At 72.0% G+C, this 12,562-nt stretch carries 12 protein-coding genes; 8 read left to right on the forward strand and 4 right to left on the reverse strand.

All coding sequences use genetic code 11. The features are described from left to right. Positions 1-75 precede the first annotated feature (75 nt). From ACQPZZ_RS03000 to ACQPZZ_RS03015, 4 genes are all read left to right on the forward strand, one after another. Positions 76-1,266, forward strand: coding sequence for a MarP family serine protease (locus ACQPZZ_RS03000; protein WP_432928703.1), 1,191 nt, complete (start codon positions 76-78; stop codon positions 1,264-1,266). A gap of 74 nt (positions 1,267-1,340) precedes the next feature. Further along, positions 1,341-1,535, forward strand: coding sequence for a hypothetical protein (locus ACQPZZ_RS03005; RefSeq protein ID WP_432928705.1), 195 nt, complete (start codon positions 1,341-1,343; stop codon positions 1,533-1,535). Between the two features lie 3 nt (positions 1,536-1,538). After that, a complete protein-coding gene (locus tag ACQPZZ_RS03010; RefSeq protein ID WP_432928707.1) occupies positions 1,539-2,642 on the forward strand; it encodes a sensor histidine kinase in 1,104 nt (367 codons plus the stop codon). Then, positions 2,639-3,271 (forward strand): response regulator, encoded by a 633-nt coding sequence (locus ACQPZZ_RS03015; RefSeq protein ID WP_432928709.1) that lies wholly within the window; start codon positions 2,639-2,641, stop codon positions 3,269-3,271. Before ACQPZZ_RS03010 ends, ACQPZZ_RS03015 begins: the two co-directional genes overlap by 4 nt. Before the next feature lie 8 nt (positions 3,272-3,279). On the opposite strand, the gene ACQPZZ_RS03020 is transcribed toward ACQPZZ_RS03015, so the two are convergent. From ACQPZZ_RS03020 to acs, 4 genes are all read right to left on the reverse strand, one after another. Then, a complete protein-coding gene (locus ACQPZZ_RS03020) occupies positions 3,280-3,666 on the reverse strand; it encodes a DUF309 domain-containing protein (protein WP_432928711.1) in 387 nt (128 codons plus the stop codon). Positions 3,667-3,956: 290 nt separating this feature from the next. Then, on the reverse strand, positions 3,957-4,877 hold the full coding sequence (locus tag ACQPZZ_RS03025) for an alpha/beta fold hydrolase (RefSeq protein WP_432928713.1): 921 nt from the start codon (positions 4,875-4,877) through the stop codon (positions 3,957-3,959). Further along, a complete protein-coding gene (locus ACQPZZ_RS03030) occupies positions 4,867-5,364 on the reverse strand; it encodes a phage holin family protein (RefSeq protein ID WP_432928715.1) in 498 nt (165 codons plus the stop codon). Before ACQPZZ_RS03030 ends, ACQPZZ_RS03025 begins: the two co-directional genes overlap by 11 nt. 241 nt (positions 5,365-5,605) lie before the next feature. Beyond that, complete coding sequence (gene acs, locus ACQPZZ_RS03035; protein ID WP_432928717.1) at positions 5,606-7,582, reverse strand: acetate--CoA ligase; 1,977 nt, start codon at positions 7,580-7,582, stop codon at positions 5,606-5,608. Positions 7,583-7,844: 262 nt separating this feature from the next. Between acs and ACQPZZ_RS03040 the strand changes: the two genes are divergently transcribed. The 4 genes from ACQPZZ_RS03040 to ACQPZZ_RS03055 all read left to right on the forward strand — a co-directional run bounded on the left by ACQPZZ_RS03040 (position 7,845) and on the right by ACQPZZ_RS03055 (position 12,556). Beyond that, positions 7,845-8,621, forward strand: coding sequence for an oxidoreductase (locus ACQPZZ_RS03040; protein WP_432928719.1), 777 nt, complete (start codon positions 7,845-7,847; stop codon positions 8,619-8,621). Between the two features lie 835 nt (positions 8,622-9,456). Continuing rightward, on the forward strand, positions 9,457-10,635 hold the full coding sequence (gene ssd, locus ACQPZZ_RS03045; RefSeq protein ID WP_432928721.1) for a septum site-determining protein Ssd: 1,179 nt from the start codon (positions 9,457-9,459) through the stop codon (positions 10,633-10,635). After that, the gene (locus ACQPZZ_RS03050) at positions 10,632-11,810 is read left to right on the forward strand and encodes a TadA family conjugal transfer-associated ATPase (RefSeq protein WP_432928723.1); all 1,179 of its coding nucleotides are present in this window, start codon (positions 10,632-10,634) and stop codon (positions 11,808-11,810) included. Before ssd ends, ACQPZZ_RS03050 begins: the two co-directional genes overlap by 4 nt. Then, on the forward strand, positions 11,798-12,556 hold the full coding sequence (locus ACQPZZ_RS03055; RefSeq protein ID WP_432928725.1) for a type II secretion system F family protein: 759 nt from the start codon (positions 11,798-11,800) through the stop codon (positions 12,554-12,556). The genes ACQPZZ_RS03050 and ACQPZZ_RS03055 overlap by 13 nt, the downstream gene beginning before the upstream one ends. The last annotated feature ends 6 nt before the right edge of the window (positions 12,557-12,562 follow it).

Genomic DNA, 12,562 nt, shown 5'->3' on the forward strand with positions numbered 1-12,562 from the left:
GCTGGGGCCGCGCGACAGCGATGAGACCCGGGCAGACGCCCGCACGACGGATGGCGTGGCTATACCGTGGAAAGCGTGCGCGGCGATCTTCTGGATCTCATTCTGATCGGCCTGGTGGTGGCCTTCGCGGTATCCGGCTACCGGCAAGGCTTCATCATCGGGGCCTTCAGCTTCTTCGGATTCGTCGGCGGCGCCATCCTGGGGTTGTTCATCGCGCCACCTCTGGCCGGAGCGATCGTCAGCGGCGACATCGAGCGGGCCCTGTTAGCCATCGTCATCGTCTTCCTGACGGCCACCATCGGGCAGTTCGCGTCCTCCACCCTCGGCGCCATGGCCCGTAGCCACGTCACGTGGGAGCCGGCCAAGGCGGTCGACGCGTTCGGCGGCTCGGTCGCCAGCGGTCTGTCGGTTCTGGCCATCGCCTGGCTGATCGGCTCCCTGATGGTCTCGATGAGCATCGGCCAGCCGCTGGTCAAGGACCAGATCAACGGCTCGATGATCTGGCAGGGCGTCGACGACGCCATCCCGGACGGCGTGGGGGCGCTGCAGAAGCAGTTCAGGGACTTCGTCAGCACATCGGAGTGGCCGCAGGTCATCACCTCGATCGGCGGCCAGAACGTGCCGCCGCCGGACCAGAGCCTGATCAACGGAAGCCCCGCGCTCGTCCGGGCCCGCAGGGCGATCGTCAAGGTGCAGGGCACGGCCCCGAGCTGCCGCAAGCGCATCGAGGGGACCGGGTTCGTCTACGCACGACAGCGGATCATGACCAACGCCCACGTCGTCGCCGGGGTCACCGAGGGGCTGCACGTGACCGACTACGAGGGCAACCAGTACGACGCACGGGTCGTCCTGTACAACCCCGAGCGCGACATCGCGGTCCTGTTCGTGCAGGGCCTGCCGATCAACGCCCTGCGCTTCGACATGGCCGCAGACAAGGGCGACAGCGCGATCATCGCCGGTTATCCCAAGGGACACCCCTTCACGCCGCTCGCCGCGCGCATCAGGGTCAAGCAGCGCGCCGAGTCGTACGACATCTACAACCAGCGCAAGGTGGAGCGCGAGGTCTACGCCATCCGGGGCAAGGTCCAGCCGGGCAACTCGGGCGGGCCGCTGCTGAGCCCGGAAGGCCGGGTGCTCGGAGTGATCTTCGCCGCCGCGACGGACCAGGCGGAGACGGGCTTCGCCCTCACGGCGGAGGAGGTCATGCCCGACGCCAAGGACGGCAGCGGCGCCGTCGTCCGCGTGGGCACCCAGGACTGCGACTGAGGTCCAGCACTCCACCCCGTTCTCCACCCTTCGGAGGTGCCGCTCCACCCCGCCCCGTCCCTACCGTCCCAGGCATGGACAGACGCACCGGAGGGTCGGGCCGCATCTGGCTCGACCTGCTGAACCGGCTCCTGGACGCCAACGGGGGGAAGATGAACGGCAAGGTCCTGCTCGCGATCGTGATCGCGGCTCTACTGGTGATCGCCGGCTTCGTGGCCTTCCGGCTTATCGTGTTGAACATGATTCTGACCTTGGCGGACTCGCGCTAGGCGATGCGGGAGGTGTGGGGGCGGGTCGTGCGGCTCCTGGCGGCCGACGACCCCGAGACCGGCCAGTTGGTCAGGCTGCTGATGAGCCTGGTCCTCGCCTGGTCGCTCGCGACCGCGTCGCCCGATCGCGCCCCGGCGCTGGTTCGGTCGGCGCTCTGCGCGTCGATGGCGTGCTGGCTGGCCTTCGTGCTGCTCGACCGCCGCTTCCCGCGAGTCGCCGTGGCCCTGCTCGCGGCCGGTTCGGCGATCGCCGCGTCGGTGTCGGGATCGGCCGAGGCGGCGCCAACGGTGTTCGTGTTCGCGATGCTGCTGCTGTTCGCGGCGCACGTGACGCCGAGCATGGGGGCGATCGCCGCGGTCACCGTGACCGACCTGGCGCTCATGGCGGGCGGCATGCTGTGGTGGGAGCGGCCGCGATCGGCGATCGTGGTCCGCGCCGCGGTCGTGCTGTGCACCGTGCTTTTCGCGTTGCATCGGCGCCAGTACCGCCGGGCCCAGCAGGACCGGGCCAGGGCCATGGCGCTCGACGAGCGGGCCCGCATCGCCAGGGAGCTCCACGACGTGCTCGCGCACTCCCTCGGCGCCTTGGGAGTGCAACTGGAGGTCGCCGAGGCCCTGCTCACCGAGCGGGGCGACGTGGCGGGAGCGGTGGTGCGCATCCGCAGGTCGCGGGCTCTGGCCAGGGAGGGGCTGGTCGAGGCGCGCTCGGCGGTGGCGGCCCTGCGCGAGGACGTGCCGCCGCTGCCCGACGCGCTGAGCCTGCTGGTCGCCGAGCACCGCAGGGACCACGACGTGCCCGCCGAGCTGCGTACGGCGGGCACACGGCGGCCGATCACCCCGGCGGCGGAGGTCTGCCTGCTGCGTACGGCGCGTGAGGCGCTGACCAATGCCGCCAGGCATGCCCCGGGCGAGCCGGTCACGGTCGAGCTCGGCTACGGCGAGGGCGCCGTCCGGCTGGTGGTTCGCAACCCGTGGGAGGCCGGACGCGCGGTGTCATCCGGGCACGGCCTGCAGGGCATGCGTGAGCGGCTGGCGCTCGCCGGTGGGACGTTGGACGCCGGCCCGGCGGGCGGTCTGTGGGAGGTGCGGGCGGAGGTGCCGGAATGAGGGTGCTGGTGGTGGACGACCAGCAGCTCATGCGTGAGGGCCTGGTGGCGCTGCTGGGCCTGGTCGACCACGTGGAGGTGGTGGGCGACGCCGGGGACGGGGAACAGGCCCTGAGCCTGGTGGCCGAGCTGCGTCCCGACGTCGTGCTCATGGACCTGCGCATGCCCGTGATGGACGGCGTCGAGGCCACCCGGCGGATCACCCGACAGTATCCGGAGGTGGCCGTCGTGGTGCTGACGACCTATGACGACGACCGGTCGGTGGACTCCGCCCTGCTGGCCGGGGCCTGCGGCTATCTCACCAAGGACGCCGGGCGCGCCGAGATCGCCGCCGCCCTCCGCTCCGCCGCCTCCGGGCAGTCGACGTTCTCGGCCGCGGTGTCCCGACGCCTGGTCGACGCGCTGTCCCGCGCCGCGCCGCCGCCGGTCACGGCCTGTCCTGACGGGCTGACCGTGCGGGAGACCGAGGTGCTGCGGCTCGTCGCCGGGGGTCTGAGCAACGCGGAGATCGGCTCGGCCCTCTTCATCGCGGAGACGACGGTCAAGACACACATCAACAACGCCTTCGCCAAGATCGGCGTCCGCAACCGTACGGAGGCCGCCGCCTACGCGCGCGACAAGCTGCTCTAGCGGCTTCGCTACTCGGCGGGGGTCAGGCGGGCCAGGATGGCCGCGACGGCGGAGCCGGCGTCGGCGTTCCCCTCGTCGATGGCGGTCGTGACCGCGTCGGCCTGCACGGCCAGGGCGCGCAGGTCAAGCCCGTAGGGCCGGGTGGAGCCGTACGCGCCGAGCCGGGCGGATCCACGGGTCAGCAGGGCGGCGGCGCCGGAAAGGTTGCCGCGCTGGATGTGCGTGAGTCCCACGCATATCTGCGCGAGCCCCTGCCACAACTCGCGTTCCTCGGCCGGGGCGGTCTTCCAACGGGCCTCCAGCACCTCGTGGGCGTGGAACGGCCGGCCCGCCGCGAGCAGTTTCCTGGCCTCCTCCAGCGCCTCCTCGGCGGAGGGGGCGTAGTCGTCAGGCACTCGGGGCACTCCCTCTGTGCCTTTGGGGAGCGGCCTGCCGTACTCGTCGCGAGGGCGTGCATTGCGGGGGCGGCCCGCTTCGTCACGGTCACGCATGATCTCTCCGCAGGGCGCGTGGGCGGTTCAGGATGGCCGGATCGCCGGCGATCTCCCGGAACGCCGGACAGGGAGTTGGGCCACTTCAGGGCACATTTCTACTATCTTCTTCAAGATCACGGGTACCGATCCGGCAGCGGGGGAGCGCCGCCAGGCCGGCGACGGCGGAACCGGTGCCGATGTGGACGACACTGTCAGCGGTCGGGTTCGGGGTCGGAGAGCCAGGAGATGAGCTCGGCGTTGAACTGCTCGGGGCGCTCCTCGTGCGGGAAATGCCCGGCGCCCTCGATCAGCCGCCACCGGTACGGCGCGGCCACGAACCTGCTGGAGCCCTGGGCGGTCCGCGGCAGGACGCACGGATCGAGCGCGCCGTGCAGTTGCAGCGTCGGAGCCTCAATCTCCGCCCGCATCTGCCGGGCGTAGCGGAAGCCGTCCGGACGGACCTGGGACCGGGCGAACCAGCGGTAGTACTCCAGCGCGCAGTGGGCCACGGTGGGGATCCGCATCGCCTCCCGGTACACGTGCGTCACGCTGTCGCCCGGCCACTGCGGCCCGGCCCACCGCTCGACGAACCGGCCCACCGCGGCGCCACCCTTGCGGGTCAGCTTCCGTTCCGGCAGGAACGGGAGCTGGAATCCCAGGGCATAGCGGCTGGCCTTGAGCTGCCCGAGCGGGTCGGTGAACAGCGCGGCACGCATGCGCAGCGGATGCGGCGCCGACACCGCGACGAGCCGGCGCACCACCTTCGGGTCGAGCACGCCCATGGTCCAGCCGAGCAGACCGCCCCAGTCATGCCCCACCACGGCGGCGCTCGTCTCGCCGAGCGCGCGCACCAGGCCCGCCGCGTCCACGGCCAGTGTGGGCAGGTCGTATCCGCGTGGCGGCTTGTCGCTGGTGCCGTACCCGCGCAGGTCGACGGCGACGGCCCGGTAACCGGCCTCCGCCAGGGCTGGGAGCTGGTGCCGCCAGGTCCACCAGAACTGGGGAAACCCGTGCAGCAGCAGGACCAGCGGCCCGTCCCCGGCCTCCGCCACGTGGAATCGCACACCGCCCGCGTGCACCGTCCGGTGTGTCCAGGGGCCGTCGACCTCGGTCAGCGCCTCGTCAGCCGGCATCGCTCACGGACTCCCGGTGGGCGCCCACCTGCCCGGCGGTCGGGCCCGTGTACGGCGGCGGCGCAGGGGCCGCGGGCCGCGGTCCGGATGCCGGAACCCTCTCCGGCAGCTCCTCCGCCTCCTCCGGGCCCGCCAGGCCGCGCAGGCTCCGCCTGGTGCGCTTCATGCCGGTCAGCCCCTTGAGCCGGCGGTAGCCGATGAGGACCAGCAACCCGGCCATCAGGAGGTAGAACACCGTGACGATCGTGAACGCGAGCCATGTGGCCAGCCCCGCGGCCACGAGGGCGTACGCGATCGCGAAGGAGGCCAGGATCAGGCACAGATGCCCGATGAAGGCCGCGGCGCCGAACAGCCCCGCCGCGGTGCCGACCCGCTTCGCGTCGAACTTGAGCTCGGCCTTCGCCAGCTCGATCTCCGACCGTACGAGGGTCGAGATGTGATGGCTCGCCTGGGCGACCAGCGCACCGAGCGATTCGTCCTCGGGCATGAGCGATCTCCTATCTGCGACTATCAAACATCATCTCGTGCCCGTCCGCGCACGTGCACGTGAAGCCCCTCGCCTGTGGATGACCGCGGTCCGAAGCCCACACATGCGGGGACCTGCCCACAGGCGGCCGGAATATGACACCTCAGGCGACCCGCCCGCTCCTCGCCGCACGGACGCGGAGACGAGGAAGGCGTGGACGCCGGTCGTCCACGCCTTCCTCACGAGATCGGGCGGTTCGCCATCAGTCGTCGCTCTTGGCGCTGGGCAGTTTCTCCGCGATCAGGTTCATGACCGAGCTGTCGGTCAGCGTGGTGACGTCGCCGAGCGAGCGGTTCTCCGCCACGTCGCGCAGCAACCGGCGCATGATCTTTCCGGAGCGGGTCTTCGGCAGCTCGGGCACGACCAGGATCTGCCGCGGCTTGGCGATCGGGCCGAGCGTCTTGGCCACGTGGGCGCGCAGCTCGGCGGCGATGTCGTCGCTCTCCTCCGCGCTGCCGCGCAGGATCACGAAGGCCACGATGGCCTGGCCGGTGACCGGGTCGGTGGCGCCCACGACGGCCGCCTCGGCCACCTTGGGGTGGCTGACCAGCGCGCTCTCGACCTCGGTCGTGGAGATGTTGTGCCCGGAGACGAGCATGACGTCGTCCACCCGGCCGAGCAGCCACAGGTCGCCGTCCTCGTCGCGCTTGGCGCCGTCTCCGGGGAAGTACATCCCCTCGAACCGCGACCAGTAGGTGTCGACGTAGCGCTTGTCGTCGCCCCAGATGGTCCTGAGCATGGACGGCCACGGCTCGCGGACCACGAGGAAGCCGCCGCCGCCGTTCGGCACCGAGTTGCCCTGGTCGTCGACCACGTCGGCGGAGACGCCGGGCAGCGGCTGCATGGCGGCGCCGGGCTTGGCGGCGGTGACGCCGGGGAGCGGGCTGATCATGATGCCGCCGGTCTCCGTCTGCCACCACGTGTCCACCACCGGGCAGCGGCCGGCGCCGATGTGCTCGCGATACCAGACGTACGCCTCGGGGTTGATGGGCTCGCCGACCGACCCGAGCACCCGCAGGGACGACATGTCGAACTTCGCGGGGATGTCGTCGCCCCACTTCATGAACGTACGGATCGCGGTGGGGGCGGTGTAGAGGATCGTGACCTTGTACTTCTGCACGATCTCCCAGAAGCGGCCGCGGTGCGGGGTGTCCGGGGTGCCCTCGTAGATCACGCTGGTCGCGCCGTTGGCGAGCGGGCCGTACACGATGTAGGAGTGCCCGGTCACCCAGCCGATGTCGGCCGTGCACCAGTAGATGTCGGTCTCGGGCTTGAGGTCGAAGACCGCGTGGTGGGTCCAGGCGACCTGCGTGAGGTAGCCGCCGGTGGTGTGCAGGATGCCCTTCGGCTTTCCGGTCGTGCCGCTGGTGTAGAGGATGTACAGCGGGTCCTCGGCGTCGTGCGGCACGGGCTCGTGCTCGGCCGGCTGGCGGTCCACGAGGTCGTGCCACCAGACGTCGCGCTCGGTGACCGCGACGTCCTGCCCGGTCCTGCGGACCACGAGGACGTGCTCGACGCCGGGGCACTCGGCGACCGCCTCGTCCACGGTCGGCTTGAGCGCGCTGGGCGCGCCGCGGCGGAAGCCGCCGTCGGCGGTGACGACGACCTTGGCGTCCGCGTCGTGGATGCGGCTCTTCAGGGCGGAGGCGGAGAAGCCGCCGAAGACCACCGAGTGGATCGCCCCGATCCGGGCGCAGGCCAGCAGAGTGATCGGCAGCTCGGGGATCATCGGCATGTAGACCGCGACCCGGTCGCCCTTGCGCACCCCCAGCTCCTGCAGCGCGTTCGCCGCCTTCGCGACCTCCTTCTGCAGGTCGGCGTAGGTGATCGTACGGCTGTCGCCCTCCGGCTCGCCCTCCCAGTAGTAGGCGACCTTGTCGCCCCGGCCGGCTTCGACGTGGCGGTCGACACAGTTGTAGGCGACGTTCAGCTTGCCGCCGATGAACCACTTGGCGAAGGGCGGCTTCCACTCCAGCGTGGTGTCCCAGCGCTCCGCCCACGTCAGCCGCTCGGCGGCGCGCTCCCAGAAGGCGAGCCTGTCCTGGGCGGCCTCCTCGTAGGCGTCCGCCGTGACGTTCGCGGCCGAGGCCAGGTCCGCCGGGGGCTCGAACCTGCGCGTCTCGCTCAGCAGGTTCGACAGCGTCTCCTGGGGTTCCTGACCGGGGGTCTCGGTGGCCACTCCGTACTCCTTCACAGCGTCTAAAAGGTTGTCTCTCGTTCGGCCGCCTCGGCCAAGCAGGGGTATGTCGTGTCCCACTTCACCAGGCGAGCGGTGTCAAGTACAAGTAATCGGGGTGGGGGCGTTTTGTCCGGTTACCGGCCTTTGGCCTGCAAATTTAGCCCCAGGCGGGAAGCCGGCCGAGACCGGTGTCGTCGTTGTGCGGTGAACGGCCGCACCTCCTCGGCGAACGACGCCCTACCGGCGGGTATGGTCGGGGGCTGTGAGCGATCCCCTGGCCGTGATCGCCGGGCTGCCCGGCGTGCCCGAGGCCGTGCAGGAGGCCCGCGAGGCCGTCGACCGGCTCTACCGCCACCGGGTGCTGCGCCGGCGCAGTCCCGAGGTGTCGGCCGAGTCGGCCCTGCGCGGCGCGCGCGCCTCCGCCGCTATCGAGGGCGTGGACGTGCCGCTCGAGCCGCTGCGCATGGGTGAGGTGACCGACCCCGTCGTGCAGGGCGCGTTGCGCGCCTCGGCCGAACTCGGCCGGCTGGCCCCGACGTGGCGATCGGCGCCGCGTCAGGTGCTCGCCCGGCTGCACGCGCTGGCGGCCGCCGGGCTGACCGCCGATCCCGGCAGGCCGCGCACCGCGCCCACGACCGCCGACCCGCTCGGGGTCGGTCCGGCTCCGGGGGCGGAGGAGACGGCGGCCCGGATGTCGGCCCTCGCCGGGCTGCTCACGGGTTCCACCGCGGCTCCCGCGCTCGTGCTCGCCGCGGTAGTGCACGCGGAGCTGGCGGTGCTGCGTCCCTTCGGCGTGGCCGACGGCCTGGTCGCCCGCGCCGCGGAGCGGCTCACCCTGGTCGACCTCGGTCTCGACCCCAAGTCGCTCGCCATCGTGGAGGTGGGCCACGCCGACCTCGGCGACGCGTACGCCGAGAGCCTCAGGGCGTACTGCACGGGCACGGGCGAGGGCGTGGGCACGTGGGTGCGGCACTGCGCGTCGGCGGTCGTCCTCGGGGTCCGCGAGACGACGGCGATCTGCGAGGCCATGTCCCGCTGATCCACGCGAGGGCCGTGGCTGCCCGGCGCCGCCGGTTCGCCTGAGATGGCCGTCGTGTGTGGCCGTGGTGTGTGGCCGTGGTGCGGACAAAGCGGACGGCGTCCCTGGTGTGGAACGCCGTCGCCGGTACGTGTCACCGGGTTACCAAGCGTGCACCTGAATTCGTCGGAGCGGGTCAAGCCCGTCTCGACACGCCTCCCGCGGCTGGTCGCGCGTGGGTGCCCGATGCCGTACGCGGACCCGCAGGTCCGTAATCCCTTTTTACGTCCGTTTCCCTGAGATGGAAACCCCTGAGGCCAAGAGCATTACCGAGTCACCTCAGTCATTCCTGTCAGCCCATCCCCACTGGGGGAGTATGTCGGCATAGAAGTAGCGGTGCGTCACCCCTTGCGGCCGTCGCGTGCATCCGTTGCGGCCACGCCTGCCGACATGTAACACTGACTCTTGGACAGATCTTTACTCAAATGGGAGACGAGTCCTCGGTGCACCTCTCGTGATCAGGCAGCATGCGGTGTGTCTCCCCATATCGACCGCTTCGCGGGCGGCGAAACCCTTGCCATGCCCTGGTCCCTTGTTTAAAGCTTTCTTGTAACACGGGACCGGCTCTACCCCCCCAGAGCCGGACCACTCGGCGGCCCCCGCTCTCCCCCCCCGGCGGGGGTCGCCCTTTCTTTTGATCAACCTGTGGCCGATCGGCGGACGACCGAGCCGCCGGCCTTTGTCCACAGGCCGGGCTTCGTCCACAGAACATGATTCGCTCTCCCGGGCCGGTCGCGGCCCCTCGCATTGTGGTCGTGCCGGACGCCGAGTCGTCCCGGACCACAGGGAGACACCGATGCCACGCCCACTGGCCATAACCACCGATCAGGAACTCCTCGACGATCTGCTGCGCATCGCCGCCGCCGCGGGCGTCGAACTCGACGTCGCCCACGCGGCCGCGCACGTCCGGCCGTACTGGATCCGGGCGCCGCTGGTCGTGGTCGGCAGCGACCTGGCCGACGATCTCGCCGCCACGGGCCCGCCACCCCGGCAGAACGTGGTCGTCGTGACGCGGACGGCCGGCGACCCCGACATGTGGCGCAGGTGCGTCGCCGTCGGGGCGCACACCGTACTGGAGCTGCCCGAGGCCGAACGGCTCCTCATGGAGGAATTCGGCGACGCCGCCGAGCCCGCGACCCGGGCCGGCACGGTCCTCTGCGTCGCCGGGGGGAAAGGCGGCGCCGGTGCCACCGTCCTCGCGGCGTCCCTGGCGCTGACGGCGTCCCGCGGTGGGCTGCGCACGCTCCTGGTCGACGCCGATCCGCTCGGTGGAGGGATCGACGTACTGCTCGGCCAGGAGGAGGCCCTGGGCGCCCGCTGGCCCGACGTGGCCGGGAGGGAAGGCAGAGTGAGCTTCGCCGCCCTTCAGGAGGCGCTGCCCACCTTCGGCGAGCTCACCGTGTTGTCCGCGCATCGCGGCGAGCCGCTGCCCATCCCCCGGGAGGCGATGCGCGTGGTGCTCGACGCCGCGAGGCGCGGCTGTGACCTGGTCGTGGTCGACCTGCCGCGGCATCTCGGCGAAGGCGAGGCGGAGGCGCTCGCCAGGGCCGCCGCGACGATCGTCGTCGTTCCCGCGGACCTGCGAGGAGCGCTGGCGGCGGCCCAGACGGTGACCCTGCTCCGGCCGGGGACCGGCGACCTGCGCCTGGTGATGCGCGCGGGAACGCTCGATCCGGACGTCGTCGCGGCCTCTTTGTCGGCCCCGTGCGCGGGCGTGATGCCGGAGGTTCGCGGACTTGTGGAGACACTGGATCGGGGCGACCCGCCGCCGTTGCGCCGCTCCCCGTTGGGCCGCTTCTGCGCGGAGCTGCTCGAGTCTCTCCTGGGCGGTTCCTCCAGGACTGACCGGATTGAGCGGACCGGTCGGGTTGAGCGGGCTGCGCGAACCGACCGGGTGGAGCGGACCGGTCGGGCTGAGCGGGCTGCGCGGACCGGCCGGATCGGTCGACCGGCCGCCGGGGCAGGTGGCCCGTGACCCGCGCCGGCCCGGTGACCGTTCCCGGGGTCGGTGCGGATCTGGTCGAGGCGGTCCGAGTACGGCTGTCGCAGACCGGTGCCGTTCCCACCGCGGCCCAGGTGGCGGCGGCCCTGCGCGCGGAGCGGGCCGTGCTCGGCGACGCCGAGATCCTGGCCGTCGCACGCACGCTGCGCGCCCATCTCATCGGCGCGGGCCCGCTCGAAACCCTGCTGGCCGAGCCGGGCGTCACGGACGTCCTGGTGAACGGGCCGCGGGAGGTGTGGGTGGACGACGGGGACGGCTTGCGCAGGACAGGTGTGACCTTTCCGGGAGACGACGAGGTCCGCAGGCTCGCTCAGCGTCTGGCTGCCGCGGCAGGGCGGCGTCTCGACGACGCATGTCCCTATGTGGACGCCCGGCTCGCCGGCGGTGTGCGCCTGCACGCGGTACTCCCGCCGATCGCGGCGGAGGGGACCTGCCTGTCCCTGCGGCTGCCCTCGCGGCGGGCGTTCACCGTGGAGGAGCTCGCCTCGGAGGACGGAGCCGCCGTGCTCCGCGCGATCGTGGCGGCGCGGCTGGCGTTCCTGGTCACCGGGGGCACCGGCACCGGCAAGACGACAATGTTGAGCGCCATGCTCTCCCTCGCCGGTCCGGCGGAGCGACTGCTGCTGGTCGAGGACTCCGCCGAGCTGCAGCCCGTGCATCCGCACGTCGTGCGGCTGGAGGCCCGGCCGCCGAACCTGGAAGGCGCGGGCGGGGTCGAACTGCGCGATCTTGTACGGCAGGCCCTCCGGATGCGGCCCGATCGTCTCGTGGTGGGCGAGGTACGGGGAGCGGAGGTCGTCGATCTCCTGGCGGCCTTGAACACGGGCCACGAAGGCGGCTGCGGAACGCTGCACGCCAACAACGCCGCCGATGTGCCCGCCCGGCTGGAGGCTCTGGCCTGCGCCGCGGGGTTGTCGCGGGAGGCGGTGCACAGCCAGATCGCCGCCGCGCTCGACCTCGTCATCCACCTGGTGCGGGATGCCGGGGGCGGCCGTCGCCGCGTGTCGGAGATCTGTGTGCTCGAACGCGGTCCGTCCGGCCTTGTGACGGCGGTTCCGGCCCTGACCTTCGGCACGGACCGCGGGGCCCGCCGGGGCCCGTCCTTCGACGCGTTGCGAGCACGCTGCCCGGCGTCATGGCCGTTATGACGCCGCCGGGCGGGCTGGCCTTGGGCGTGGCCGCGGTGCTCGCCGCCGCCCTTGCCGCCTGGGTGTGGGCCGGGCCGGTTTCCGGGGCGACACGCCTGGCGTCGCTCACCGGAACGCGCCGGCCAAGGAACCTGCGCAGGTTCTGGGCGGCTCTCGTGCTCCGTCCACGGCCGGGGGCGACGGCGGCGGCCTGGCGTGCGGCGTCCATCGAGTTGTGCCAGAGCCTGGCGGCCGAGCTGTCGGCGGGCAGGCCTCCCGGTGACGCTCTCGCGCGGGCCGTCTCCTCCATCAGCCCACCCGATCCGGTCGCGCTAGCCCCGGTGGTCGTAGCCGCCAGAGATGGCGGCGACGTCGCCGCGGCTCTGCTGAGCGCCGCACCCGCCCGCGGTGGGGAGGGCCTGGTCCGGCTGGCCGCGTGCTGGCGGGTGAGCGTGACCGTGGGCGGCGGCCTGACCGCACTGGTGGAACGGGTGTGCGCGTCCCTGCGGGAGGAACAGGCCCATCGGGAAGAGGTGACCGCCCAGCTCTCCGGGCCTCGGGCGACCGCCCGGATGCTGGCGGGCCTGCCCGTGCTCGGCCTGCTGATGGGCGCGGGACTCGGTATGAATCCGCTGGCGTTCCTGCTCGGTGGCCCGGCTGGGCTCGCATGTCTGGTCGTCGGGCTCGCCCTCGACGCCGCCGGCGTCTGGTGGACGCACAGGCTGGTCACCCGGGCGGAGGAGCTACCGGGATCCGATCCACGGTGACGGCCT

This window comes from Microbispora sp. CA-135349, from assembly GCF_050947365.1.
In the GTDB taxonomy this organism is placed as follows: Bacteria; Actinomycetota; Actinomycetes; order Streptosporangiales; family Streptosporangiaceae; genus Microbispora.

Coding starts and splice junctions, on each gene's coding strand:
- ACQPZZ_RS03005 (WP_432928705.1), top strand. CDS start 1,341: ATGGACAGACGCACCGGAGGGTCGGGCCGCATCTGGCTCGACCTGCTG.
- ACQPZZ_RS03010 (WP_432928707.1), top strand. CDS start 1,539: ATGCGGGAGGTGTGGGGGCGGGTCGTGCGGCTCCTGGCGGCCGACGAC.
- ACQPZZ_RS03015 (WP_432928709.1), top strand. CDS start 2,639: ATGAGGGTGCTGGTGGTGGACGACCAGCAGCTCATGCGTGAGGGCCTG.
- ACQPZZ_RS03025 (WP_432928713.1), bottom strand. CDS start 4,877: ATGCCGGCTGACGAGGCGCTGACCGAGGTCGACGGCCCCTGGACACAC.
- ACQPZZ_RS03030 (WP_432928715.1), bottom strand. CDS start 5,364: ATGCCCGAGGACGAATCGCTCGGTGCGCTGGTCGCCCAGGCGAGCCAT.
- ssd (WP_432928721.1), top strand. CDS start 9,457: ATGCCACGCCCACTGGCCATAACCACCGATCAGGAACTCCTCGACGAT.
- ACQPZZ_RS03055 (WP_432928725.1), top strand. CDS start 11,798: ATGGCCGTTATGACGCCGCCGGGCGGGCTGGCCTTGGGCGTGGCCGCG.